Source organism: bacterium, assembly GCA_019695305.1.
In the GTDB taxonomy this organism is placed as follows: Bacteria; UBA10199; UBA10199; order UBA10199; family JAIBAG01; genus JAIBAG01.
The window spans coordinates 100,549-126,642 of record JAIBAG010000002.1 but is presented as its reverse complement, the minus strand read 5'-3'; the positions used below and the strand labels follow the sequence as shown (position 1 = coordinate 126,642).

Here is a 26,094-nt window from a genome sequence, read left to right as displayed (position 1 = left end):
GAAGTGGATGGTGGATGGTGGATAGTGGATGGCTAAATAAAAAGTCTGTTCTCCAAAGCGCTGCTAAGTGGCGTGAAGGAGGATTTACACTTGTTGAAGTGATGGTGGCTGTGGCTCTTATTACAGCCATGAGTCTTACCAGTTATTCGGTTCTTAACGGATCCCTTAACGCCAAAAAAAGGCTTGAAAAAAAGGAAGAGAGACTTCACGGCGTTAGGGTTTCACTTAACAAATTAGCCGAAGATTTAACACAGGCCTTTGTAGCCGATCCCTCTTTTGCAGGAACTGAAAATTACTACAAAACATATTTTCAGGGAAAAAGAGACGAGCTTAAATTTTCTGGTTTTGTGCATTATCATTTTATGGAAAATGCGAAAGATAGTGATCAGGCCTTGGTGCGTTACTTTACAAAGACATCATCCGATCGTGATTTGGGTTTGGTTTTGCGTCGTTCCGAAACGGCTATGCTAGTACCCGATACCGAAAAGGATCCGCGTGATTTTGAAGTAATGTCTAATATAAAAAAAATCACCTTTACCTATTACGATGCCGAAAAAGAAGATTGGGTTTCCGACTGGGATAGTGAAAAAGCAAGTAACTTGGGTAAGCTACCTAGGGCTGTAAAAATTGAAATAACGGTAGCGGAGGCAGATGGTAATGATAGCAAAGAATTTGATTATAAAACAATTGCTCTTATCAATAATTTTAACGCGGCTATATCTTTTTAATGAAACGTTTAAAAAAAATCTTAAAACATCACAATCAGCGTGGGGTAGCCCTACTGCTTGTTTTGTCTAGTATTGCGGTGCTGGCCACAGCCGTAGTTGAGCTCGCCTACAAAACAGATATTGATTACCAATTGGCAGTAAACGGTAAAGAAAGATTACAAGCCTACTACATGGCTCAATCGGCTTTTCAGTTTTCTAAAATTGTTTTACTCATGCAACGAGAAGGTGAAAAAAAAGCTGAGAAATATAAGGAGTATTTAAAAGGCCAAAACATACAGCCATTTTACAAACAATACCCTATTTCTACCGAGGCTTTAAGGGCCATTTTTTTAAATGGTGGTACAGGTGAGGGAAGTGAAGCTACTAAAGAAGGTGGAGATTCTGAAGAGGAAAAAGCTTTGCCTGTTACCGAAAAGCCCGATGAAGATGCAGATAAAAGTATGCTTGAAAAAGGCATGGATAATTCCTTAATGGATCAAAATATGGCAAACGGTTTTGATAAGGAAAAGGCCGGTGAATTTTTAGATTTTGATGGCGATTTTTCTATTGAAATTTCGGAGGAATCTACAAAATTTGACTTAAACCGCTTTTCAGGGCTTGAAACAGCAAGTAAAAATTATGATTTTAAAAAGAAACTGTTACTTAACATTTTAAAGCAGGAAACTTTTAAGGACGATTTTAAGGACGATGAAGAACGTATCGATTTAGTAAATGCCCTGGCCGATTGGGTGGATGTGAATAATGCTATAAACGAATTTGATAATGTTCAACGCGGTAACGAAGATAATTTGTATCGTGGAGTATCTTACCCGGTTAAAAATGCAAAATATTTGAGTTTATCCGAAATTCGCTTAGTAGCCGGCATGACCGATAGTATTTACAAAAAGCTGGCGCCACTTCTTACCATATACTCCGGGTCCGATAAAATGAATGTGTGTATATCAGACACCAAGGAAGACGATATGAAAGCGCTAATTACCTATTTTACCTCTAATGCCGGCTGCACTCAGCCTATGGAGGCTGATGATGTGCGTATGGAGGCCCTTGTAACCAAAATATTAGCGGAATGTCCCGATACCGCGGCTATGGCAACAGCCTTAAATCAGGATTTGGGATTATCGGATACATCAACGGATACGGGCGAGGTGATTGAGCCTCCTTCCGAAACTGAAACTCCTGGTGAGGAACAAAAGCCTAAAAAATCTACATCTGCTGCGGGTAATATTCCCGGTTGTGATTTGCAGTTCAAAAACCTGATTACAACCGACAACAAGGTTTTTACGGTAAAGGCGCACGGTCGTGTAGGGGATACGGAAGTAACCATTGAAAGTGTTATAAAAAACGACGGGGCTAACCCGTATAAATGGCCTATGTTGTATTATCGGCTGAGGTGATTTTTTAAAGAAATAGAACGCCTATTATCTATTTCTTAGCTATCCAATAGCTGTTATTTTTTGTATATATAGGATTATTCATGGCTCAAAACATTGTTGGCATCGATATTGGTTCCCATTCAATAAAAGTTTGTGAGGTTACGCGCCAAAAGGGTGAGTTTGAAGTGGTGCGTTTTGTGGAGCATGTGATCAATCAGCAAAATAACCGCCTAACGTATGAAGAAGCAGTTAGTGCCGGTCTACGTCATATTTTTGAAAAAAACGAATTTACCACCGATGTAATTTCGGCCAGTCTTCCAGCTCATCTGGTTTCTACGCGCATTATTGAACTTCCTTTTACAAATGCCAAAAAAATTGAACAAACCCTAGAGTTTGAGTTGGAAAGCTATGTGCCTTTACCCATGGAAGATTTAATGGTGGATTACCATATGTTATCGTCCCAAAACGGGCGCTCCACTGTATTGTGTACTTATGTGCCTCGTGTTCGTTTTGTAAAATTTTTAGACATGTTTCAAATTGCAGGGCTCGACCCCAAATATGTAGGGGTTGATATGGTTGATTTGTCGTTTATTGCCAATGCCGCCATGGTTCCCGATAATACCCTGTATGCCATGGTGGATATTGGCCATAAAAAAACGAATATATGCATTATGGATGGTAATAAACTGGCCTATGCGCGCACTATTACCATTGGCGGGTTAAACTTTACACGGGCTATTCAAAAAGCGTTTCGTCTGAATCAGGATAAAGCCGAGAGTTTAAAAATGGATCGCGGCAAGGTATCTAATAGAGAAGATGAACTCGATCAGATATCGCTGTTGTGCCAAAAAGTAGCCGAAGAGCTTATAGTTGCCATTCGTCAAACCTATTTGGGTTTTGGCCAGGTATACCCCAAACGAGAATGGGGTGGTTTGTATTTATGCGGTGGTGGGTCTAAATTGCCGGGTTTGGTGGATGTGCTTTCATCGGCCTTGCGCATGAATGTTACTACGCTCGATTCTCTTGAGTATGTTTCACACAAGCTATCGCATGCAGACGAAGTGAAAGATATTATCCCGTTATCGTTAGCCCAAAGTTTACGTGTTATTTATCCAATTCGCGGTGCAACCATTAATTATCGCACCGGTGAATTTTCTTATAAAAAGGATATTAAAGCATTAGGTGGCGAAATTAAGCAATTGGGCGTGTGGGTTTTTGTTTTGTTTCTGTTGGGCGCTTTTTATTTTGGTTTTTCGTATTACACCTGGCAATCGCGTACTCAAACTATGAATGCATCTCTTGTGAAGGCTGCTATCAAACTTTTACCCAAAGAATTAAAAGGACAGGAAAAAAGTGATGTTGCTAAACTTCTTACTATTGTGAATGGCCGTGTAAACGAGTTAAAACCTCAGCTTGAAGCCATACGTGCTCTTAAAGAAGGACCTTCACCGTTAGAAATTTTACTTGAAGTGTCCTCTAAATTTCCTCCCAAGGAAGATGTGGCCATTGATGTTGATAAATTCAATATTATCGATAATCAGGTGCGGCTTGAAGGGCGTACAGTATCGTTTGAAGCTGTAGATAAAATGAAAGAACTGTTAGCAACGTCTTCATTATTTGCCAATATATCAACTATCCGGGTTGAAAAGGGTTTGCGCGATGAAATACGTTTTTCTCTTTCTATGGATATTAAGGTGGGAGAAGAACCCCCAACTCCTAAAACTGAACCTGAAGGCAAAAAGACGGCCCAAAAAGGAGACGAAGAATAATGGCCAAATATTCGCTGTTAGAGCGCTTTAAAACCGATGATCTGTACAATAGCTTTTTAAATTTAGAAGAGCGTGAGCAGATTTTTGTTATTATTGGGATTGCCTTTTTATGCCTTATTTTACTGGTTTTGCCGGTAACTTGTGCCTCATCAAAAATTTCTAAACTTGAAACCAAATATAATAAAGATAAAAAAAATCAGGTTGGTTTGATGGAAAAAATGAATGAGTACCAGCATGTAAAGGAAGAGCTGGCAGTCCTTAAAGATGAAATTTCAAAGTCAAAAAGAGGTGGTTCTCTGGTTACTATTGTAGAGTCGATGGCTAACGAGGCTGGGCTTAAGGACAATATGCAAAAATTGACGCCTCTTCCTATTGATACCGGTGATTATTTTGATGAGGAGGGAGTTGAAGGGGTATTGTCAAAAGTTAGTTTAGATCAGCTTGTTTCATTTTTGTATGCGTTAGAGTCTAATTCTAAGTCGGCTGTATTAGTTAAAAAAATGGAAATCTCCACCGATTATCGTAAGCGCGACGAAATTATGGCGCGTTTTCAAATTACCTCTATTGTTCCCAAAGAAGGAGAAACCGGTGAATAAGCTTGTTGTGTGGACACTCAACATTGTTGCCGGTATTTTTTTCTTTTTTTTATTTTTATTTTTATACTTTCCCTTTGAACCTATTATTCAAAACCTGCTCACCCGTGTAGAACAACAGTCGGGCGGTAAATACCGTATTACAGTTGAAAAAATTGCCCCGGGTATAATTTTTAAAACAAAATTTACTAATTTTCAGGTGCACACCGAAGAAAAAGGTGCCGATGTAGTGATAGTAGGTTTTGATGAATTAAAAGTGGGGATTCATTATTTTCCGCTTTTGACTGGCAGGCTAGAGGCTTCTTTTGTAGGGGGATCAAAAAAGGGCTCTCTTGAAGGCGATATTACGGCTTCTAAAACGGAAAGTGAACTGGATGTAAAAATTTCAAATTTTCCTTTGGGTGAAATGCTCATTCTTAAAAAGTATTTGGGTACTGGTGTAGAAGGTACGTTAAACGGCAGTATTGATCTCGATTTGTATGCCGATCAAATTAATAAAAATGAAGGTAAAATTGATTTAAAAATTAAAAAGCTTACAGCTACTCCCTTTAAAATTACTCCTATGCCTGGTTTTGATTTAGATTTTCCCGATTTGTCTTTAGCGGATGCTCAAGACGTTGTTTTAAAAATGAATATGGCTAAAGGGAAATTAGAAATTGAATCGTTTAAAATTCCCGGACCCGATGTGATGCTCGATTTAAAAGGGCGACTTATGCTTAATAAAAAACCAACGCTTATGAGAGCTAATGTATCGGGTAATTTTAATTTTTCTGAAAAGGTAAAGTCGGCTTTTCCTATAGCAGTTTTGATAGATAAACAAAAATTGGAAGATGGTTCTTATCCTCTTAATATTTCGGGAAGTTTGTCGCGACCACGCGTTTTGATTGGTACATTCGATTTAACAGGTATGGCTGGCGGTAATTCGGGACCGGTTGAAGAAGAAGAGCCTTTGCCACCACCTACGGTTCCTACCAAAACGGCACCACCACCGCCGCCGGAAGAGACTGTTGAAAAACCTGCTATGCCAGCTCCATCGTTTAGGGTACGCAACAAGCCTTCCAATACTAACGGAGAAATCCCGCCTCCGGTGGTGCATGAAGAACCTCTAGAACCACCCCCAACCGAAGATGTGCCCAGCGATGCCGATGCTGAAGAATAACTTATTTTTTACTTTTTCTAAATTCGCATGGGAGAGGGCCTTTTACGCTCCAAAAATTTAGTTTATTGGCGCGCGCCTTTTTTTCGGCCTCTACATAGGGCCTGGGGTCGTAATCGTAATTTTTATCGTTTGCCGGATAATCCTCACACTTGGGGCGGTAGTAGGTGGCATAGCCTTCTTCAATTAAATTTAAAGCCACTTCCTTTCCATTTACATACACTTTTGCTAAAACACGGCCATACATGTCGCGCCCACTGGCTACGGGTTCTATTTGAATTTCCTTATTATCTAACAGTTCCCTCATTTTCATGGAAGCCACTTTGCCATATTGCTGGGCTTTTTCCGGGGCGTCCATGCCTGCAATACGCACATTAAAGCGTACATTGCCATCGGTGGCGGTAATGGTGTCGCCGTCGCTTACGCGGTAAACGGTATATTTAAAATTTTTCCAGTCGGCTGCTTGCACATTAAAACTCACAAGTAATAAACAGATAAAAATAAAACGCATAAGTCCTTTCATGGTATTAATCATTCTCGCGGGTGGCGGTCACTTCGCTCCCATTTTCGGAATAACGAATAGTGATCACAATGGGGTTGCAGCATACATGGCAATCTTCCACATACTCCACAACGCCATCCACTGCTTCGGGTTCAACAGCAAAAGATTCCCAACAATAAGGGCATTGGACGAATAGTTCTTCGTTCATGGTTTCAGAAACAACGATACCTACTAAAAATCAACAAAAATCCACAGGTTACGAATCCGGGTGAGTAACCCCCTCCCGTCCTCCCCCTTAATCTAAGGGGGAGGGGCTAAGTAAGTTCCCCTCCCTCCTCGAAGTGGCCCCTTTGGGGTAGGTTAAGGGAGGGGAAAGGGGTGGGTTACTCTTTACAAACCCCTCATATATTGGCTATGGTGCCCGTCTTGTGGAAAAAACTAATTTAACAAGCCCCAAAGGGGCGTTGAAGGGGAGGCTCCAGTCGGCTTTGCCGGTGGAGGGGGCGACGCGAGCCCCTATAAAGATAAACATAAAGGCCTTAAGCCTTCCGGAGCTGACAGAGAAATTTAAAGAGCTTGGGCTTGAAGGATATCGGGCGCTCCAAGTAAAAAAATGGCTTTATCAAAAGCAGGTGGCTTCTTTTGATGAGATGACCAACATTAAAAAAGAAGTACGTGATCTTTTAAAAGAAAACTTTGAGATCCCACGCATACCGGTAATGACTTATCAGCAATCATCCGATGGAACCCGCAAATATTTGCTGGAAATGACCGATGGTTCTACCGTGGAATCGGTTTTTATCCCCTCCGAAGGACGCAATACGCTGTGTGTGTCGTCTCAAGTGGGATGCGCCATGGATTGTAAATTTTGTTTAACCGCCCAGATGGGTTTAAAGCGCAACTTAAGTATTTTTGAAATTGTTGATCAGGTGGGTGCTGTGGCGCGTGATGTGGGTGCCGATAAACGTATTACCAATTTGGTTTTTATGGGCATGGGCGAGCCGCTGGCTAATACTAAAAATCTTTATGCTTCTCTCGAGATTCTTCTCGACCAAGATTGCTATAATTTTTCACGTCAGCATATTACGGTTTCTACCTCGGGAATCGCGCCTCAGATTGAAAAATTTGGTGATGCCACACCGGTAAAACTGGCTATTTCGCTTAATGCGACGACTGATGAAGTGAGAGATGCCATCATGCCCATCAATAAAAAGTTTCCCATTAAAGATCTCTTGGGTGCTTGTAAGCGCATGACGTTACCCAAACGTAACCGTATTACTTTTGAATATGTGATGTTGCATGGAGTGAACGATTCGCTGGATGATGCAAAGAGGCTTGTTAAACTTTTGGGCGAAATGAAGGCCAAAATTAACCTTATCCCTTTTAACGAATCGCCCGATTCACCCTTTAAACGCCCGCCCGATGCCTGGATTTTTAAATTTCAGAAAATTCTGCTTGATAAAGGATTTGTGGCTAATATACGTCGCTCGCGTGGTCGTGATATTTTGGGGGCTTGCGGGCAGCTCGCCACCAATAAAGCCGAATTCATTAAACCCGATAGTGGGTATCAGCCTGCTCCCTCCGAACTGGTTTAGAGTTTTGCTAGACCGCCCTCCGGTGTTTCTTTTTAAATTTTTTAAAAATGTGGAGACTATCTATGAGATGACGGGCTTACCGTTTCTGAAAGAAAGTCCTTTGGGTGGTGGGGGGTAAGCCCTTTTAAGGCAGGTCGCACATTTTTAAAAAATTTAAAAAGAAACACCATAGGCCTGGTGCTTTTGCTGGCTTATTTTTGAGATTGGATGTTTTAGCCTTTCATTTTGAAGAGAATCTTTTTTCCCCTAGGACAATTCTTTGACGTCATTCTTTACCATCTCCGTGTGAACCTTACGCGCTGCGTTTAAAAAAATCATTAAAAATCAAATATTTAAATAATAAACCCTCGAATGAGGGTGTGGCACGTAACTTGTAATAGAGAGGGAGGAAGGCTTTAAAAAGGGAAGGGGATTGCATGAATGAAACTGTTGAAAATTGGATCGAAACCATCCGCGTGATCCGTAACTTTGTAAAAACCCAACGTACCGAAGACCAGATTGTAGAATTTTTTAACAGCCTCATGGGCCAAAACCAGCGCACCTTAACCAACGATATTGCCATCATGGTGCAGCATACCAAGGCCGCTAACGACGGGTAAAATCTTTACCCGTAAAATTTTTGTTGTATCTCCTTAAGAGAAGAAGGGCGTTCCAAAAGAACGCCCTTTTTCATTTTATTCGCGTTTGACATTCCGTCTAAATCAGATAAAAAAATCAAAACTTAAATAGGAGAGTTGCATGTCTGTCTTAAACGTTACCAAAGAAGGAAAAGTTACTGTTGTTACCATGAACGATGGCAAAACCGCCAATACCTTTACCGATGCCGTGTTGCGCGAGCACATTGCTGTTTTGGAAGAAATTGAAAAAAGTAGCGATGATACCTGTGTGGTGCTTACAAGTTCCGATCCCAAATTTTGGTGTAATGGTATTAATCTAGAATGGCTCATGACGCAGCCTGGGGATTATATCAACACGTTTAAACCGCTCATCGATAAAATGCTGTATAAATGGGCTACTCTCCGTGTGCCCACCATTGCCAATATCAGCGGCCATGCTTTTGGTGGCGGGGCTATACTCTCGTGTGGATTCGATTTTAAATTCATGCGTTCCGATAAAGGATTTTTTTGTTTCCCCGAAGTGGATATTAATATTCCGTTTACCGATGTGATGCAGGGTATCATTCAGCTTTTGCCCAACAAACAAGCGCTTAACGATTTAGCCTACACCGGGCGGCGCATTGGTGGTGGTGAAGCGGCCGCAAAACAAATTGTGGACGGTGCTTTTCCTGAAGCGGAACTGTGGGGAAAAACCATGGAGATGGCCACTGTGTTGGCCGGTAAAAATAGAGCCACGTATTGGGCTATTAAACAGGGGTTAAAAAGGGATTTGATAGCGCGTGCAGGTCTGTAGCCTGTTAAGCGTTGACGACCCGCAGGTAATTTACCTGCCTATTGAATGTCATCAGCCATCACAAAAACCTGATTCCTATCAAGGTAAAATGTGTAGTACTTTTTGTTGCCTATTGTTGTCACTGTTGCATTTTCAGGAGCTTCTTGGCTTTCAATTAATTGACCTACCAATATTATTTGTTGTTCGCTTTGAATTCCAAGTATTACCCACCCGCTTTGTAATGTATTCTGTGCAGGATCGAGCTTAATTGATACAACCTTACCTGGTTTATAGAACTCGATGAATTCGTTTATTTGAGTTGTCTCTTCATTTTGCCAACTTTGGTAGGTGTAATAGCCCGCTGCACTGCCTGCTACTGCTGCTGCCCCCATGGCGGAGCCAACTGCGGTAGTCACTATTATTTCGCTTGGTGTAAAACCTGTGTTGACTGAGTTTGCAGTATCGGATTCACGGCTAGGTCTTGCAACTCTAGCTCCTGCAGCAGTATCTGGAGCTATTCCTTCTTCAGCCCATCTCCTGAGATCATCTATTCGCCAAATGCCAGCATGATCCGAAGTATTACCAGCAGGTAAAGTGTCTTCGGTGTCCGAGGATGCAGCAGCGGCTCTCGCAGCATCTAATTGTTCTTTAGAAAATATCCGCGTAGGTGTTGGATCTGTTATAGCATCTTTTTCTGACAAGGCTCTAAGCTCATCTTGAGTCCATATCCTTTTTTTGTTTAAGTCTACGGATGTGGTAGGAGGTGCTGCTGTATTTGTTGCGCTACTTGAGATTTCTGATGAGGGCGTTCTTACTCTTATTCTTGTTGGTCTTTTATCTGCTAGTGCAGCGGGAACAACAGGCTCTGGTGCTGCTGCGTGAGGTATCGCTACCCAACGCTCTCTAGGCTTTGGCGGTGTTATTGCCGGGGGAGGTGCACTTAATGCGCCTGCTGGTGCATTCCTTGGTGGGGGTACAGCAAAAATTTCTGGATCACCTTTTTGCCATGAACTAAAAATATTTTCCGGTACTGTAAGATCTTTCCCGCTCACTGCATCATCGTTTGTAGGTCTTAATAAAACAGTTTGTGCATCTCTATTATGTCCCATGATGTGCATGGTTTCCCATTTATCATTTAAAAATACTTTAACGTCTTGACCCTTTCTATAAGTGCCACCACTAACTCTCAATATGCCGATAATTCTATTTGGTCGCGCGCTTGAGCCTTGTGGTGTTGCATCATCCGGAAGAGTAGGTTCTAAATTGCGGCCAGTCCCGTTTTCAGGGTTATCGGGAGAGGCAGCCATACGACCTGCATCATTTGGTACTACCTCATTCAGCGCTTGTTCAAAAGAATTATTAAGTACACTGTTGCCGTAGTTATTTAATTCTACATTACCATTTTGATTTGCTGTGATGGTAAATTTTTGACTAGTCCATTGGCCTTGGTTGTTGCGTGATAACACTGTGTGCGTAAAACTTTGACTTTCATTTTTACGCTCTGCTTCATTTAAGGCACGGGCGATAAAAATTTTAAAATCTATAACCGATGGCATACTTTGGCCAGGTTGCACATGGCCTATAAATTCGGTTCCAAAAAACTCGTCGATGCCACCGGCATCTTCATTGTCACCAAATGTGGTAGAAGAAGTTTCGTCTTTTTTTCCTGGTCTTAATTCATATGTGATGCTGCCATCATGATGAGTTGTTTTTAGAATAGAAATTTCTGTATGAGGATTTGCCTGGGCTAATTCTTCCAATTCAATCAGTTTACTGGCGGGCAGGCCGGGAAGATGATTTTCTAAAGCGGGAACACGTGCCACGCGAGCTGTTGCACTTGTTTCTATGGCGCGTCTTAAACTACGGCCCAATAGTGCACCCCCGGCACCCATGGCAGCCGCCAGCGCTGCACGTTCTGCAATATTTCGTTCCGGATTTTCTGTTGCCCACACGCGGGGATCGGCAACGGCCGTTATACCGCCTTCAATACCCGATTGAGTGGCTTCTTTAATGGCGGGTATTATCAAACCAGGATCTTTATAAACAATTCCAGCTCCTACCATGCCGGCTGCTGTGGATGTAAGGCCTGCTATGTGAGTACCGGTTTCATAACCACGCCTGCTTTCCACGCTCTCTAACGATGTTAAGCCGTTTGCTTCGCCACCAGAATAATATAGCGCTTCTTGCATTTGGCGTTGGGCGGCTGCATCGCGTGCTTCTAAACCCCACTGAACCAGTCCTCCGCCTACGGCAAAAGCAACGCCATAGGCCGGTGCTAAAGCATAGGCTGCTGCTAAAGATACAACCATTCTGGCACCCACGCATAAATAGTATAAATTTTGAACATTGCTAGCCCGTTGTGTAATTAGCCTGGCTAAAGTCCAGGTACTAGCCGACATGTTATGGGGTTTTTCCTCACTCTCTTTGGCTAAAGTTAAATCGTTTTCGCTTAATCCTAATGTTTCTAAAGCACGAGCGCGTCCTGGGGTAGATTCAAAAAAACATAGAACATCGTATAGATAATGTGGATCGGTAAAACTTTCTACGCTTTGTATGGTTTCTTCAATTTGTGATTTTGCACGAATAAAGAGGGGTCTAATTATATCTTGGTTATGAGAACTGTTTTCAAACTGTGCCAGGTTTGCGCGAATAGGTAAATTATCGTTTAATAAATCAAGCACAATACCAGAGAGATCGGTTTCAACAGGTGCTAGTGCAATTTCCTGAGGTGTTAACGTTTCGGAAACATCTCCCATAAATTCTTTCAGAATTTTTCTTTGATCCGGATTTAAAGTATGAAGAGCTTGTCTTAAAGCATTTTGTGTTTCTAATATTACCTGCATGCGTTGGATGCCACTGCCCGGTAAATTGTAGGCGTTAAGAATGGCTTCAATATTGTGGTAGCTTTGCATGGGGTTATTTGAAAAATAACCTCTTAAAAAAGCTGCAAATAAATGGACGGTAATTGGGCTAACTCCTTTTTGAGGGGATAGCTTGCTTTCAAAATCTGCTTTACCTGCCGTTAATTGAGTGAGTGCTAAATCTTTGAGACGGTTAAAGGCTATTTGTGGTTGTTGCTGAATGTCTGCTTGTTCTGTACGTTGCGCTTCTTGCCTATAGCGTGACTCAACCTGTGGGCTTGTGAAACTAGGGGTAGGGGCAAGATGATCTGTGTAGTGCGATAAATTCATCCACGTGCCACTGCCTAACGATGTTTTTTGAAAACCCGGGATAGTAGCGAGCACAGCCATAAATTCTTCAGGGCTGGGTCTTCCAATCATGTAACCCGAAAAGGCATGTTGAATGGCCTGGGTAAGTTCAAATTGTTCGCGCATGCCCAGTTGGGTGCTGTTGGAAAAAGGATCTAAAAGCCAATTTTGAAACTCATCGTAGCTGAGCATTTCAAGGTTTTGAGGAAGATTTAAGTCGGAGTATGATAATGATGTTGTCATAAGTTGTCCATCCGGTTTTATTATCGACCAGACCAGTCTAAAAGTTGTGCTATTTTTTTAAAATAAGAGCTTAAAGCCTGATTTATATGCTTATTTTATGTTGTAGGGGTTAATCCACAGCTTGAGGGTTTTACTCACCAAAATTGTGCCTAAAATATAAAAAAATATAATAATTTCAAGGTATTTATATGGCATGAGGCTTGCATTTTTAGGCCCTATGGTCTACGTGCGCCCACAATCTGGCCCCTCTGAGACTCCTGCTGGTGATCCGTTTCTTCCGGAAAGCGAAAAGGAATTTATTCAGAGTTCTACATCGTACGCTTTGGGGGCGGCTTATTTGTTTGTACCTAAAACAACGGGCTCGTGTTCGTTTGCGAGTAAGCTTTTTGGAAATCCTGTTTCTTCTGTTATTCCCGACGTACCACAAGCAACACCCTCGCAGGCTGATTCTGTTTCTTTATTAGACTCCGAAATTACTCAGGAAGAGGTGGTAGACGATACAGGAAATATAAATGAGGAAGACGGTATTCGAGAAAATATTTTAGATTCGTGCAAGCGTATTGTGGGTTTGGGATTAAAATACGATTCAGAAAATAAACGCGGCATTGATTGTTCGCATTTTGTGTTTAGAGTGCTTGGCGAAAGTAATGCGTTACCCCCAGATGCTCAATATGTGAATACTAAGGTAGGTGAGAAGGGTTGGGTAGCGCAGGGTTTTGTAAGAGTAGATCGTTCTGAAGAAGTGTTGCCAGGAGATGTTATATTATTTCCATCACATGTAGGGATTATTGATGATCCGGATGCTAAAACTTTTTATGGATCGCAAACAAGCACGGGGCCGGCCCTTGCCAGCTATGACAGTGGTTATTGGGCCAATCAGCCTTATGTTATTTTAAGATTGCCGCAGTTGGTGGATGACTAATAATTACCCTGCGACACGGTTTGATTGTCATCTAGGCGTGTCATGGGAAAACGTTTTTCCATATCGGCTAAAATATCCAGACAATCGTTTAAAAAGTCCGACGCCACTCTAATTTGAATTTTAGAATCGGTGGGATAGTTTTCTACCGTCGAAATATCCATTAAATTTTCATAGGCCTCGATTAAAAATTTAATCATGCAAAGATGCTCGTGCGGGACTCTGTAAAAGAGGTAAATCATTTTTTTGTTATACAGCAATCTTATCCATATCCTGCGTAATTTTCATGCTGCAAAATTTGGGGCCGCACATGGAACAAAAATGGGCTTCTTTAAAAGAGTCTTGCGGCAAGGTTTCGTCGTGCATACGCTGGGCGGTTTCGGGGTCTAGCGAAAGAGCAAACTGTTCCTTCCATTTAAAATTGTAACGGGCACGAGAGAGAGCATCGTCACGATCACGTACACCTAAACGGTGACGCGCTACATCCGATGCATGGGCCGCAATTTTATAAGCCACCACACCCTGGCGCACGTCTTCGGCGTTGGGAAGTCCTAAATGTTCTTTAGGAGTCACGTAACATAACATGGCAGCACCAGCTGTTCCGGCCAGGGTGGCCCCAATAGACGAGGTGATGTGATCGTAACCGGGAGCAATGTCTGTCACCAAAGGTCCCAACACATAAAAGGGTGCTTCGTGGCACAGCTTCATTTGTTTTTTCACGTTCATTTCAATTTGATCGGCGGGAACATGGCCTGGGCCTTCAATCATCACCTGAACATTCTTTTCCCAGGCTTTTAAGGTGAGTTCGCCCAACACTTTTAATTCGCCAAATTGAGCTTCATCCGATGCATCGGCCAAACAACCGGGGCGTAAACCGTCGCCTAAACTGTAACTCACATCGTGCTTGGCTAAAACTTCCGAGATGCGATCGAAATGCGTATATAAAAAGTTTTCTTTTTTGTTGTGTTTAATCCAGTTTGCCAGCATGGAACCACCGCGGCTTACAATGCCGGTGATGCGGCCGGGGATGTATTGTAAAAATTCTTCTAACACACCGGCGTGGATGGTCATGTAATCCACACCTTGTTCGGCCTGTTCTTCAATGACTTCTAGCATGATATCAATATTGAGATCCGATACTTTTTTAACACGGCTTAACGCTTCGTAAATGGGTACCGTACCAATAGGAACGGGGCTCGCTTCAATAATAGCCTTGCGTATTTCGGGAATATTGCCGCCGGTGGATAAATCCATCACGGTGTCGGCACCCAAATGAACGGCCGCGTGCAGTTTTTCGAGTTCTTCATCAATTTTACTGGTAACAGCCGAGTTACCGATATTGGCATTAATTTTACACAGGCTGCCGATGCCGATGGCCATAGGGACTAAATTTTTGTGATTTTTGTTGGCCGGGATAATCATGCGGCCTTTTGCTATTTCCTGGCGCACAAATTCGGGCGATAAGTTTTCGGTTTTAGCCACGTGCTGCATTTCTTCGGTAATAACATGATGACGGGCATAAAAAATTTGAGTGGGGGTTTTGTCTTGTTTTCTTTTTAAAATCCATTCCGCGCGCATAAAAACCTTTCGTTAGTGGTTTTCTAAATCATGGAATGAATAGGGAGTCAATAATTGGATTTATGGCTTTAAAGCGATTCCTTAAAATTGAAACAGCCAGCCTGCTCCTGCGCTTATGGCTGCAGGTACGGAAGAATTCCCCGTGTGGGCACTTACTGTGACTGTTGGTCCTCCATAAAACAAATGTGTACTATAGTGACCTTCTGTTTTTATATCAGCAACGGGTGGGCCACCAGCAGTATGCCATGAAGGACCAGCCAAAAGACTTACGCCCGCATGAGAATTGGCTGCGGGTGTAGGCCATGCATACTCGGCGCCCACACGTACAGGAAATGCGCCTTGAACAGGGCTAGCGGTAGTAGGGATTAGTGCTGTTGGTTCGGCTTGAAGAGTAAACTGAATATGATGACCGTTACGGAGCTCTAAAGGATAAGTGAGTCTAGCATCAACCCCAAAAGTAAGTTTGGGAGCCTCTCCATTTAATGGTATTGATACTCCAGTAATAGGGCCTGCGCCGCCTAAAAACCATGTCATAACAACTCCTTATAAATAAGCTGATCAGTCAGCATAATTAATATCGGCTGTTCAAGAAAAAAGTTGCGTGATTTTTTATAGAATTTTTAAGACCAGTTTATTTTTCCCTTGGTGGGGCTGGAAGGGGTGGCCATCTTTTTTTGTGGGATAGCCCCGGCTAAAAAGCAGGCTCTGCCGGCATTAACCGCATCTTTCATAGCCCCAGCCATCAATACCGGGTTTTGAGCGTTCGCAACGGCGGTGTTTAAAAGCACGGCATCACAGCCTAATTCCATGGCTAAAGCTGCGTGCGAGGCCGATCCAATGCCGGCATCTAAAATAACCGGCACGCTGCTTTGTTTTTTAATAAGCTCAATATTGATAGGATTAACAATGCCACGCCCACTGCCAATGGGAGCTCCTAAGGGCATTACAGCAGCCGCTCCCGCATCGCATAATTTTTTAGCCACTACCGGGTCATCCGTAGTGTAGGGCAACACCACAAACCCGTCTTTCACCAATTCTTCGGTAGCCTTTAACAGTTCCTGGGTATCGGGATAGAGCGAATATTTATCGCCAATCACTTCTAGTTTAATCCAGTTGGTGTTTAAAGCTTCACGCGCGAGTTTGGCGGTGAGCACGGCTTCGCGGGCTGTATAGCAGCCGGCAGTGTTGGGTAAAAGATGCAGCTTTTTATCGACTAATAATTTGATCAAACCTTCATCACCTGTTTCAGCTAAATTAATGCGACGGATGGCAACTGTACAAATTTGTGTGGCGGATGCTTCTATGGCACGTGTCAGTATATCTAAATTGGGATAGGAGGCGGTGCCCAGCAGCAATCTAGAAGAAAAACTTTTTCCGGCTATGGTGAGTAAATCGTTCATTTAAAACGGCCCATCCCCCATTCATCCATAAAGGGAGAATATTTTCTTTCGGTTAAGTAATCGGCAATAATTTCTCCAATAAGAGGGGTGAGCATAATGCCGTGACGGTAAAAACCCAAGGCCAGTACAAAATTTTCATCGTCAATGGGGCCTAACACGGGGGCATGATCACGAAAAGCCGCACGATGACCAGCCCAGCTGCTTAATACTTCCATTTCTTCTACCATGGGCAGCGTACGCGAGGCAGCATAAATAAGTTCTAGCATGGCCCCCGCGGTAACCCGGGCATCAAAGCCCATTTCTTCTTTGGTGGCGCCTAAAATTAAACGATTGTCGCTTCGGGGCACCAAATACATGGGAAAACGATGAATGGTGCGGATAGGGCGTGTAATGGGATGGTCCAGCACCGTTTTTAATTCCAGAGCCTGGCCTTTTACAGGGCGCAGGGCCGGTATATTTTTAGTAAGTTCGCTGGATGGATATGTTTCTACACCACTGGCCAGCACTACTTGCGAAGCCTTAATAGGAGTACTGGTGTTATGGAGAATATACTCACCGTTTTTTTCGCGAGCGATAGAAGTAACGTGGGTATTTTCCAAAATTTTTCCGCCCTGTACTTTAATGGCGCGTACCAAAGCATTAACCAATTTGCGGTTATCAATACAATACTCGTTATTACTATAAAGGGCTTCTACACAATCGGACGTAAGATAAGACTCCATCTGCAATAATTGTTTTTTAGATAATTTTTCGGCCGGCAATCCCAGTTTTTTGTGAAATTCAAAAATCCGGTTCATTTCTTTTAAATCATCCTGATCGAGTGCTACGGTAAGAGAACCGTTGGCAATAAAATCTACCGATAAATCGGAAAGGGTTTGGAGTTTTTTAACAAAACCGGGGTAGCGTTTGTGACTTTCTATGAAAAGATTGAGCAGTTTTTCTTCACCAAATACCACTTCCGATGCAGGCGTAATCATCCCGGCTGCTTTAAGCGATGCACCGCTGCCACAGGTATTTTTTTCAACAACAAGAACATCTTGGTGTCTAAAGGCCAAATGATGGGCAATAGATAAGCCAATAACGCCACCGCCAATAACAACAATGGGGTTACTCATACTTAGCCTCCCCCCACAGGACGGATAATTTCAATCTTATCGTCATGGTTTAATAATTTAGTTGTATATTCCGATTTTGGAACAATATTTTCGTTAATGGCTATTGCAATATTGGAATGGTTTACCTGTAAGTGTTCCAGTAGCGCTAAAAGGCTAGTACCATGTTCTACTTTTTGATGGTTACCATTCACCACAATATCCATGACCCTTGCTAACTCCTATTGGGCCTCGATGTCAAGGGAGTCCGATTTTGAGATTGTGGCAGTCCGAAAATGAGACTCTGTATTTTAATTTAAAAAATAATCCTATAAAAATCAGTTATTTAATTTTGGCATGCTCCTTGCTTTGTAAAAAGGGGTCTTGGCTTGATGTTTGGCCTATGATACCCTATATATGAAAGCAATATCGATATTACGTGACAAAAACATTTATAAAGACGGTTCCATTACCGAGATGAAAGTATGGAAAATCCCAGTATCTATCCAGTACCCTTTTGGATTTCGATATTCATTTTTTTATGTAAAAAATGGGAAGGTACTTGTTGGATATGATAATCATTTTCCTAAAGGTCCACATGTGCATTATGGATACGAGGAAAGACAATATGCTTTTAAGAGTATTGATGAGTTGATTAAAGATTTTGAGCAAGATGTAGAAAGGATAAAAAATGAAAGTGAAAAAATTTAAAATTCGTTCGTTAAAAGACAGTCTTAAAAATGTTGCGGATGTTTTAAAGAAAATTCAGGCCGGAAAAAAAGTAAAACCGCAAGAAGGTGTTTATTTTGAAGATATGGAAGCTATGCGTAAAATACTGACGCCCGAAAGGCTTAAGCTATTGCATTATATTAAAACAGATAAACCGCATTCTATTTATCAGGTGGCCAAAGGGTTAAAAAAAGACATTAAAAACGTAGCGGATGATCTTAATTTTTTATCGCAAATAGGGCTTGTAGAAATGGAAGAGACTAAAGGTGCGAGAGGCCAAAAAAAACCCGTTTTACTGTATGATCAAATTACGTTTGAACTAACTATTTAGCGGGTGTTTTTCTCCGGCATTTAAGATTTTTATTTTGGAAGCCATGGGAGTGCCGCTGATTTTGGTTTTAAGAATTTCGAGCGATTCGTTAAGCCCATCCAATGCCAGTTTAAAACTGCCCCAATGAATAGGGATCATGGCTTTGGCTTGCAGGTCATCAAAAGCCTGCAAAGCATCTTCGGGTCCCATGTGGCGGTTTTTCATGATCCACAAAGGGCGATAAGCACCAATAGGCAGACAAGCCGTATCAATTTTAAATTTTTGGCCAATTTCCTTAAAATGAGGGCCGTAGGCTGTATCGCCGGGATGATAGATTGTATGATTTTTATGTTCCAGGACATAGCCCAAACAATTTCTGTAAGTAAGGCCCGATAACCTAAAACCATAATGTTTGGTAGGAACGGCATGAATGCTAACATCACCAAAAGTGTGCGTGCTGCCGGATTTAAGTTCGGTAACAGGGTTGTGCAAAAATTTGGAAATAAGGCTGCCTAAGCCTTCTGGGCATATAATAGGAATATTTTGTGAAAAATATTTATACGAAGGTAAATCGAGGTGATCGTAATGGGCGTGTGTTACCAGTAGAGCTGTGGGTTGAGGCAAATTACTTAAATCAATACCCACAGGAATTTGGCGCTTAGATACACCCAATAGTTTGGTAGAAAAATTAGTATCAATGTAAAAATTTTGGCCGCCCAATTTAGCCAATACCGAGGCGTGACCAATAAAATGGATAGAATTTGTCATATAAACGAATAGTTGTCAGATAACGGAAAACAACCTATAAACGCAAGGATAATGTCTATACACTTTCGTCCTACCCTTGCTGAAATCAACTTAACCGCTCTTCGCGACAATGTGAAAATTGCCATAGAAAAAACGGGTTCTCACACCAAAATTATGGGCATCGTGAAGGCTAATGCTTATGGGCATGGGGCGGTAATGTGCGCTAGGGCGCTTAAAGCCCAGGGGGTTACTCTTTTGGGAGTTGCCACTCTGGAAGAAGGAATGGAGCTTAGAAACTCGGGTATTCAGGGTGAAATTGTTATTTTAAATGGCTTGCTCAGCGAGTCGCTTAACGAATTTAATGAATTTCGTCTTAAACCGGTTTTACATCAAATGGATGATATTGTTCGTTTAGGCGCTTTTTTAAAACAAAGTAGTAAAAAAATGGCCGTGCATTTAAAAATAGACACGGGCATGGGTCGTTTGGGTTTTTTGCCATCGCAGGTAGAAGAAATGGTAGAGACTCTTAAAAAGAACAGTGCCATTACCGTAGATGCCGTTCTCACGCATTTAGCACGAGCCGATGAAGATAATAGCGAGCCCACCGACAGGCAATACCTGCTTTTTTCACGCCTTCAAAATATTCTTAAAGAAAAAGGGCTTGATGTGCCCGTGTATCATATTGCCAATTCGGCGGCTCTGTTAACGCGCCCTATAGAAAGTTACGAGTTAGCGCGTCCTGGTATTATGCTTTATGGGGCTTATCCTAATGCCAGTATGCGTGATAAAGCCGCACTTAAACCGGTGATGACACTTAAAACAAAAATTTTAAGTCTTAAAAATATGCCTGCGGGTCATGGTATTAGCTATGGCGCCACTTTTACTACCGCGCGTGAGAGTCTTATTGCGGTATTGCCCATAGGTTATGCCGATGGTTATCCACGGCTTGCTTCTAATAAAGCTTGTGTATTAATAGCGGGTAAACGTGTACCGCTTGTTGGACGAGTGTGTATGGATTTGTGTATGGCCGATGTTACCGATGTGCCAGGAGTAAAAATAGGGGATGAAGTGGTGTTGATGGGCAAGCAAGGAAACGAATGGATTAGAGCCGAAGAAATTGCGGCCTGGGCCGAAACAATTTCTTACGAAATATTTTGCGGGATATCATCTCGCGTGCCAAGAATTTATTTGGGGATGTGATGCATCTTGAAAGCCTAAAACTAGTGTTGTGGAACTTGGCTGCCGAGCTGGGTACTTTTACCGGGTTTGCCAAAAACTTTTTTGCCTGGGTTCACAAAAAACCTTTTCGCCTCCCTCTTTTTTTGCGCCAGTTCAACACTATTGGTGTTGATTCTACGCCTATTATTTTACTTGTTAGCCTTTTTACAGGAGCCGTGTTTGCACTTCAAACCGGTTATGCCTTTCGTTTATTTAATGCCGAAACTATGGTGGGTTCTACCGTGGGTTTATCACTCACGCGCGAAATTGCCCCCGTGTTTACAGCCCTTATGATGATTGCCCGCATGGGTTCGTCTATGGCTGCCGAATTGGGAACCATGCGCGTAACCGAGCAAATTGACGCGCTAGAAAGCATGGCGGTTAATCCTTATCACTATCTTGTTGTTCCACGCGTTGTGGCCAGTATGATTATGGCGCCGTTACTCACCGTGGTTTTTAATTTTGTGGGGTATATGGGATCGTATTTTGTGGGAGTGGGGTTGCTGGATATTCCCGAAGGGCCGTTTATTGCTAAAACCGAGCACTATGTAGAATTGGATGATGTGTATGGTGGATTAGTAAAAGCCGTTATTTTTGGTTTTTTAATGGCCATGATTAGTTGTTACCAAGGTTATAAAACCAAAGGTGGTGCCGAAGGAGTGGGTAAGGCTACTACGCGTGCGGTGGTGTATGCATCGGTTACTATATTAGTGGTGGATTATTTTTTAACGCAGTGGATTTTGGAAATTTTTAAAAATTAGTAACCCACCCCTGTCCCCTCCCTTAATTTAAGTGAGGGGGACTTTCTTAGCCCCTCCCCCTTAGGTTAAGGGGGAGGACGGGAGGGGGTTACAACGCAGCATGATTGAATTAAAAAACATCCAAAAATCATTTGGGCCTCAAGCCGTGCTAAAAGGCGTGGATCTTGTGATTCCCAAAGGAAAAATTACCGTTATTATTGGAAGAAGCGGCGAGGGGAAAAGTGTGCTCTTAAAACACATGATGGGTTTGGTAAAGCCCGATGGTGGCGATGTAGTTGTAGACGGTATTTCGGTGCCAAAACTTGATGACTATGCCTTATCCGACATCCGTAAAAAATTTGGGATGCTTTTTCAAAATGCGGCGTTGTTTGATTCGATGAATGTTTTTGAAAATGTGGCCTTTCCCTTGCGTGAGCATTCCAATTTTACCGAAAATAAAATTAAAAACCGTGTGCATGAAGTTTTAGAATTGGTGGGGCTTAAAAATATAGACCACAAATTACCGAGTGAACTTTCGGGTGGTATGCGTAAGCGTGTGGGCTTGGCACGCGCCATTGCACTCTTGCCGCAAATTTTATTATATGATGAACCTACAACAGGTTTAGACCCCATCATGACCGATGCCATTGATCAGCTTATTTTAAATACTCAAAAAACATTGGGTATTACCTCGGTGGTTATTTCTCACGATATTGAAGCTACGTTTAAAATTGCCGATAAAGTAGCCATGTTATACGAGGGAAAAGTGCTGTTAGAGGGCGATGAAAATACTTTTAGAAATTCAAATCATGCCTTTGTGAAAAACTTTTTGGAAGGCAGGGCTTTGGGCAATGAAATGTAAAAGGGAGTGAATGTTGAGGGGCAAAGAACTTCTTCAATTATCGGGTTTGCAAATGGCGGAGCTAATCCGCAATGGTGTTGTGTCGTCTGTTGATTGTGTAAAAACTCATATAGAGCATATTGAAGCGGTTAACGGAAAAATAAACGCCGTAGTAGGTAAACGTTACGATGAAGCGTTATCCGAAGCAAAGGCGGCCGATCGCGCCGTAAAAGCCAAAAAGAAACTGGGGTCCTATCATGGAGTCCCCTTTACCGTGAAAGAATGTTTTGCCGTAGACGGCATGCCCAATACCGCCGGTACTGTGTATCGCAAAGATGTAAAAGCAAGTGAAGATTCCACAACGGTAACCCGTATGAAAAAGGCGGGTGGCATTGTTGTGGGAGTAACCAATACCTCCGAAATTTGTCTGTGGGTAGAAACCAACAATAGAGTGTACGGGATGACCAATAATCCTTACAACACCAAGCGTACGGTGGGTGGTTCGTCGGGCGGCGAGGGTGCTATTATTGGTGCTGGTGGTTCTCCTTTAGGTGTGGCGTCGGACTTAGCCGGTTCCATCAGGCTTCCTGCTTTTTTTAACGGTATTTTTGGACACAAACCCACAGGTGGTTTAGTGCCTAATACAGGCCATTTCCCACCGGTGGCATCGGGTATTGGCCGTTGTTTGGTAACAGGTCCTATGGCTCGTAAAAGTGAAGATTTATGGCCCATGCTTAAAATTATGGCCGGCCCCGATGAGCGTGATTCCTGTTGTGAAACTTTTAAATTGGTTAACCCCAACAAAGTAAAAATTTCGGATTTGAAAGTATTTAACATTCACGGCGACGGCAGTATTAAGGTGAGTGACGATTTGCTGGGTGTGCAAAACAAGGTGGCGCGTCACTTGTCGCTTTTGGGGGCCAGTGTAGAAGAGCATCAGGTATTTGAATTCAAAAAGAGCCTCGATATTTGGTCGTCGTTTATGGCGGCAGCAAAAGGAGAGCCCACCATTAAAATGCTGGGTGGTGGTGTGGCCATTAAACCATTTAAAGAATTTTTTAAATGGATGTTTCGCATGTCGCATCACACACTTCCGGCCATTGTGTTGCCTCTTTTAGAAAGTATTTCGGCGTTTTCTGAAAAACGCGTGGAGAATCATGTGAAGCTGGGAAAAAATTTAAAAGAAAAACTCATGCGCATGCTGGGACCAGACGGTATTATTTTGTTCCCTTCCTATTCGGTGCCGGCCCCCAGTCATTATGAACCCTTGTGGCGCACGTTTCACTGGGCCTTTATGGCCATTTTTAACACACTTGAATTTCCCGTTACCCAGGTGCCGCTGGGCCTTAATCCGCAAGGCTTGCCGCTGGGTGTTCAGGTGGTTTCTAGCCCGGGTAACGATCATATTACCATTGCGGTAGCCCAAGAGCTGGAGCGTCGCTTTGGCGGCTGGGTGATGCCTGCTCTTTAAATAAGCATAGACAAATGCCTCTTAATAATTTAGACTAGATTAAGACTAGAATTATGGTTTACATCGGAACATATGACGCTAAGACTAATCTTCCTGGGCTTCTTAAAAAAGTGGCTAAAGGAGAGGTGATTACTATTACCAAGCATGGACAGCCTGTGGCTATGCTGGTTCCTCCCCGAGGTCAAGAAAACGGGGACTTTAGCCCCATGATTCAAAAACTAAAATCCCTCCGTCAAAAAAACAAGCTTAAAGGCTTCAGTCTTAAAAAACTGATAAACGAAGGCCGTCGATGAAGCTTGTTATCGATTGTTCCATTGCCATGTCGTGGTGTTTTGAAGACGAGATATCTGAAGAAGCCGATAAAATTTTAAATGAAATAACCCGTTACGAACTGGTTGTTCCTGTTTTATGGTGGTTTGAAATAAGTAATGTTTTGGTGGTGGCCGAAAGAAAAAAAAGAATGAAGTCGGCTCATTCCAATCAATTTATTCGCACCTTAAAAATGTATCCTTTTACGGTGGATACCCTTCAGGTAGAGCATCGCCTGGACGATATTCTGGCTTTTGCCCGCAAACACCTACTCACTTTTTATGATGCCAGTTACTTGGAGCTGGCTCATCATATGGATTGTGCTCTGGCCACCAAAGATAAAGCATTAATAAAGGCCTGTAGTGAAGCCAAAATTAAAGTTTTTTCTTAAGGGGACCTCTAAAAACTCCTTTTTTTAGAGGATGTCATTCTGAGCAAAGCGAAGAATCCCGTTGAAATTACTTGAGATCCTTCACTACGTTCAGGATGACAGATGGGCAAAACCATGGTTTTTAGAGGTGCTCCCAAATTATTTTCTCTACCCTCTCTTTCTCTAAACCCCCTTGACGTTTTTACCTTATTTGAACTATAGCCCACCTACCTTCATTTCTGGGCAAAGGGGTCAAGTCGAAGGTTAAATCATAAAAATTTAAAATTTTTCCGAAAGGATTGTTATGCCGAGCGTTACTTTATCTCCTGCCGAGTTGCAGTATGTTTATCACTATGTCACGAGTCATACCGATGATGTGCCCGAAGGTTGGACTCCTGATAGTGTGGATCCCGTGTTGGTTGAGATGGCGCGGCATCAATGGGCGTTATTAAGTGAGGGTGTTGAGCCGGCGGCCAGAATAAGACAGCATTTGTTGGTTAATATGCCAGAGGGAGAAGAGCGCACGTTTGAAGTGCGCGCTTTTGAAGAAGGAACCGACAGGTCTTATGTTTATGGAAAGTACAGCTTTTTAACAGAGGTTATTGAAAGCTATGCGCAATCTGTGGATTCTTTTTTACAGGCTCACGGTGCCGAAGCAGCAGCTCTTGATCCTTTAGCTTTGCTGCGTTTGCATCAAGCTTCGGTAGACTTGCATAATTTGGCCGAAGAAAACCAGTACGCCTACCAGTCGGATGCTGTTGGTTTTTATCGTATTGCCCGTACCAGCTCTGTTTTAACAGGTTTGCTCACGCTACTAGGTTCAAAGCAAACAAGTTATCACGTTAGTTTGTTTTTACAGGGGTTAGAACGTGGTCGTATCTATTTAACCGGTTTAAGAAGTCCTTCCAGCGGATTATATTACAACCATCCCATGCTGGCTACAGGTAGTGCTTATCGCGGCAGCATGGATACAGAAGCGCTTTATTATTTTTTCAATCATTTTACGCCGCAAATAGCTGGGTGCCGAGTTGTTAAGGTGCAAGTTAAAGAGGGCCGGTTGTTGGTTGTGTATGATGGAACCCTAGAGTACGCAAAAAATGTACAAGAAACAATTTTGTTTTTAACCGAACAAGGTTTTATTGAAAGTGCTCAAAATACTTGGGTAAAAAACATTAAGGATGACGATACCGATCCCTCCCGCCCGGGCGGTGGAAGAGTAGCACGCCCAGAGGTTATTGCTGAAGAAGGAGTAGATGATCGTGCTTCTGAAATTGCAGCCGGACCTCAAGCTGATGGCCCTACAGACTTGGCGCGTCCGCAATCGCTGGATGATTTATACCGTGAGTTAGGTGTTAAACCGCAAACGTACGATACGGACTACGATCGCTATCAGGCCCTTATGCGTGCTGTGGCGGTACGTGGCGATAATTTTTATCAACTTGTTTCTACCGTTAGTGCCTCGGTACGTTTTGCGGCGCGGCCTACAAGTTTTGGAGAAACAGAAGCTAGTCTAGTATTGGGTTCTTTAGATGCTTTATTGCGTGACAATGACGATCCATTAAAAAACTTATCCCAAGTAAATCCTGTTGTGTTGGAAAGGGTTACCCAAAGAGTGGTTGCTTTTAGGCAAACGCTCCGAGAGCTGGAAGAAGCCCGAGAAGCGGCTTTAAGGGCTACAGAAGAGGCGGCCCGTGAAGTCGAAAGAGATAGGGTAGAAGAACGTTTACGGGTAGCCCCGTAAGTATGTGACATTCTTGTGAAAAAATCTTGTCGAAACTAGCAACTTTTTAGTAAACCCTCCGATAAATAATCAG

At 42.6% G+C, this 26,094-nt stretch carries 28 protein-coding genes; 18 read left to right on the top strand and 10 right to left on the bottom strand.

Annotated elements, in window-relative coordinates:
- Positions 1-14: 14 nt before the first annotated feature.
- The 5 genes from K1X76_02035 (at position 15) to gspN (ending at position 5,622) form a co-directional block, all read left to right on the top strand.
- Complete coding sequence (locus K1X76_02035) at positions 15-728, top strand: prepilin-type N-terminal cleavage/methylation domain-containing protein (protein MBX7147839.1); 714 nt, start codon at positions 15-17, stop codon at positions 726-728.
- Positions 728-2,122 (top strand): general secretion pathway protein GspK, encoded by a 1,395-nt coding sequence (locus K1X76_02030; protein MBX7147838.1) that lies wholly within the window; start codon positions 728-730, stop codon positions 2,120-2,122. Before K1X76_02035 ends, K1X76_02030 begins: the two co-directional genes overlap by 1 nt.
- An 80-nt stretch (positions 2,123-2,202) precedes the next feature.
- A complete protein-coding gene (gene pilM / locus K1X76_02025) occupies positions 2,203-3,870 on the top strand; it encodes a pilus assembly protein PilM (GenBank protein ID MBX7147837.1) in 1,668 nt (555 codons plus the stop codon).
- Positions 3,870-4,466, top strand: a complete 597-nt coding sequence (locus K1X76_02020) for a type II secretion system protein M (GenBank protein ID MBX7147836.1) — start codon at positions 3,870-3,872, stop codon at positions 4,464-4,466. The genes pilM and K1X76_02020 overlap by 1 nt, the downstream gene beginning before the upstream one ends.
- Positions 4,459-5,622: a type II secretion system protein GspN gene (gene gspN / locus K1X76_02015; protein ID MBX7147835.1), complete on the top strand. Its 1,164-nt coding sequence runs from the start codon at positions 4,459-4,461 to the stop codon at positions 5,620-5,622. The genes K1X76_02020 and gspN overlap by 8 nt, the downstream gene beginning before the upstream one ends.
- A 1-nt stretch (position 5,623) precedes the next feature.
- On the opposite strand, the gene K1X76_02010 is transcribed toward gspN, so the two are convergent.
- Together K1X76_02010 and K1X76_02005 are read right to left on the bottom strand one after the other, a co-directional pair.
- Positions 5,624-6,130 carry a thermonuclease family protein gene (locus tag K1X76_02010; protein ID MBX7147834.1) on the bottom strand — a complete coding sequence of 169 codons (507 nt, stop codon included), beginning with the start codon at positions 6,128-6,130 and terminating at the stop codon, positions 5,624-5,626.
- A 16-nt stretch (positions 6,131-6,146) separates the two neighbouring features.
- A complete protein-coding gene (locus tag K1X76_02005) occupies positions 6,147-6,329 on the bottom strand; it encodes a CPXCG motif-containing cysteine-rich protein (GenBank protein MBX7147833.1) in 183 nt (60 codons plus the stop codon).
- Between the two features lie 310 nt (positions 6,330-6,639).
- Here K1X76_02005 and rlmN point away from each other — a divergent pair, with 310 nt between their 5' ends.
- The 3 genes from rlmN to K1X76_01990 all read left to right on the top strand — a co-directional run bounded on the left by rlmN (position 6,640) and on the right by K1X76_01990 (position 9,126).
- Positions 6,640-7,716 (top strand): 23S rRNA (adenine(2503)-C(2))-methyltransferase RlmN, encoded by a 1,077-nt coding sequence (gene rlmN, locus K1X76_02000; protein MBX7147832.1) that lies wholly within the window; start codon positions 6,640-6,642, stop codon positions 7,714-7,716.
- Positions 7,717-8,132: 416 nt separating this feature from the next.
- A complete protein-coding gene (locus tag K1X76_01995) occupies positions 8,133-8,315 on the top strand; it encodes a hypothetical protein (GenBank protein ID MBX7147831.1) in 183 nt (60 codons plus the stop codon).
- Between the two features lie 139 nt (positions 8,316-8,454).
- Positions 8,455-9,126 (top strand): enoyl-CoA hydratase/isomerase family protein, encoded by a 672-nt coding sequence (locus K1X76_01990; protein MBX7147830.1) that lies wholly within the window; start codon positions 8,455-8,457, stop codon positions 9,124-9,126.
- A gap of 38 nt (positions 9,127-9,164) precedes the next feature.
- Here K1X76_01990 and K1X76_01985 read toward each other — a convergent pair whose 3' ends face one another.
- Complete coding sequence (locus tag K1X76_01985) at positions 9,165-12,557, bottom strand: hypothetical protein (GenBank protein ID MBX7147829.1); 3,393 nt, start codon at positions 12,555-12,557, stop codon at positions 9,165-9,167.
- A 217-nt stretch (positions 12,558-12,774) separates the two neighbouring features.
- Here K1X76_01985 and K1X76_01980 point away from each other — a divergent pair, with 217 nt between their 5' ends.
- Entirely contained in the window at positions 12,775-13,479 is a 705-nt protein-coding gene (locus K1X76_01980; GenBank protein ID MBX7147828.1) for a hypothetical protein, read from the top strand.
- Here the strand turns inward: K1X76_01980 and K1X76_01975 are convergent.
- From K1X76_01975 to thiS, 6 genes are all read right to left on the bottom strand, one after another.
- Positions 13,476-13,676 (bottom strand): DUF4911 domain-containing protein, encoded by a 201-nt coding sequence (locus K1X76_01975; protein MBX7147827.1) that lies wholly within the window; start codon positions 13,674-13,676, stop codon positions 13,476-13,478. The two genes, K1X76_01980 and K1X76_01975, sit on opposite strands and share 4 nt — an antisense overlap.
- Before the next feature lie 49 nt (positions 13,677-13,725).
- The gene (gene thiC, locus K1X76_01970; protein MBX7147826.1) at positions 13,726-15,054 is read right to left on the bottom strand and encodes a phosphomethylpyrimidine synthase ThiC; all 1,329 of its coding nucleotides are present in this window, start codon (positions 15,052-15,054) and stop codon (positions 13,726-13,728) included.
- Between the two features lie 81 nt (positions 15,055-15,135).
- On the bottom strand, positions 15,136-15,588 hold the full coding sequence (locus K1X76_01965) for a hypothetical protein (protein ID MBX7147825.1): 453 nt from the start codon (positions 15,586-15,588) through the stop codon (positions 15,136-15,138).
- An 86-nt stretch (positions 15,589-15,674) separates the two neighbouring features.
- Positions 15,675-16,454, bottom strand: a complete 780-nt coding sequence (locus tag K1X76_01960; GenBank protein MBX7147824.1) for a thiazole synthase — start codon at positions 16,452-16,454, stop codon at positions 15,675-15,677.
- Entirely contained in the window at positions 16,451-17,569 is a 1,119-nt protein-coding gene (gene thiO, locus K1X76_01955) for a glycine oxidase ThiO (GenBank protein MBX7147823.1), read from the bottom strand. Before thiO ends, K1X76_01960 begins: the two co-directional genes overlap by 4 nt.
- Before the next feature lie 2 nt (positions 17,570-17,571).
- On the bottom strand, positions 17,572-17,772 hold the full coding sequence (thiS, locus tag K1X76_01950) for a sulfur carrier protein ThiS (protein MBX7147822.1): 201 nt from the start codon (positions 17,770-17,772) through the stop codon (positions 17,572-17,574).
- A 169-nt stretch (positions 17,773-17,941) separates the two neighbouring features.
- Here thiS and K1X76_01945 point away from each other — a divergent pair, with 169 nt between their 5' ends.
- Positions 17,942-18,256 (top strand): hypothetical protein, encoded by a 315-nt coding sequence (locus K1X76_01945; GenBank protein ID MBX7147821.1) that lies wholly within the window; start codon positions 17,942-17,944, stop codon positions 18,254-18,256.
- Entirely contained in the window at positions 18,237-18,605 is a 369-nt protein-coding gene (locus K1X76_01940; protein ID MBX7147820.1) for an ArsR family transcriptional regulator, read from the top strand. Before K1X76_01945 ends, K1X76_01940 begins: the two co-directional genes overlap by 20 nt.
- Here K1X76_01940 and K1X76_01935 read toward each other — a convergent pair.
- Positions 18,594-19,352, bottom strand: coding sequence for an MBL fold metallo-hydrolase (locus tag K1X76_01935; GenBank protein MBX7147819.1), 759 nt, complete (start codon positions 19,350-19,352; stop codon positions 18,594-18,596). The two genes, K1X76_01940 and K1X76_01935, sit on opposite strands and share 12 nt — an antisense overlap.
- Positions 19,353-19,403: 51 nt before the next feature.
- Here K1X76_01935 and alr point away from each other — a divergent pair, with 51 nt between their 5' ends.
- From alr to K1X76_01900, 7 genes are all read left to right on the top strand, one after another.
- Positions 19,404-20,531 (top strand): alanine racemase, encoded by a 1,128-nt coding sequence (alr, locus tag K1X76_01930; protein MBX7147818.1) that lies wholly within the window; start codon positions 19,404-19,406, stop codon positions 20,529-20,531.
- Positions 20,531-21,310: an ABC transporter permease gene (locus tag K1X76_01925; protein MBX7147817.1), complete on the top strand. Its 780-nt coding sequence runs from the start codon at positions 20,531-20,533 to the stop codon at positions 21,308-21,310. The genes alr and K1X76_01925 overlap by 1 nt, the downstream gene beginning before the upstream one ends.
- A gap of 100 nt (positions 21,311-21,410) precedes the next feature.
- Positions 21,411-22,151, top strand: coding sequence for an ABC transporter ATP-binding protein (locus K1X76_01920; GenBank protein MBX7147816.1), 741 nt, complete (start codon positions 21,411-21,413; stop codon positions 22,149-22,151).
- 10 nt (positions 22,152-22,161) lie between these two features.
- Positions 22,162-23,601 carry an amidase gene (locus K1X76_01915; GenBank protein ID MBX7147815.1) on the top strand — a complete coding sequence of 480 codons (1,440 nt, stop codon included), beginning with the start codon at positions 22,162-22,164 and terminating at the stop codon, positions 23,599-23,601.
- A 53-nt stretch (positions 23,602-23,654) separates the two neighbouring features.
- Positions 23,655-23,894, top strand: a complete 240-nt coding sequence (locus tag K1X76_01910; GenBank protein MBX7147814.1) for a type II toxin-antitoxin system prevent-host-death family antitoxin — start codon at positions 23,655-23,657, stop codon at positions 23,892-23,894.
- On the top strand, positions 23,891-24,301 hold the full coding sequence (locus tag K1X76_01905; protein MBX7147813.1) for a type II toxin-antitoxin system VapC family toxin: 411 nt from the start codon (positions 23,891-23,893) through the stop codon (positions 24,299-24,301). The genes K1X76_01910 and K1X76_01905 overlap by 4 nt, the downstream gene beginning before the upstream one ends.
- 283 nt (positions 24,302-24,584) lie before the next feature.
- Positions 24,585-26,021 (top strand): hypothetical protein, encoded by a 1,437-nt coding sequence (locus tag K1X76_01900; GenBank protein MBX7147812.1) that lies wholly within the window; start codon positions 24,585-24,587, stop codon positions 26,019-26,021.
- Positions 26,022-26,094: the final 73 nt, after the last annotated feature.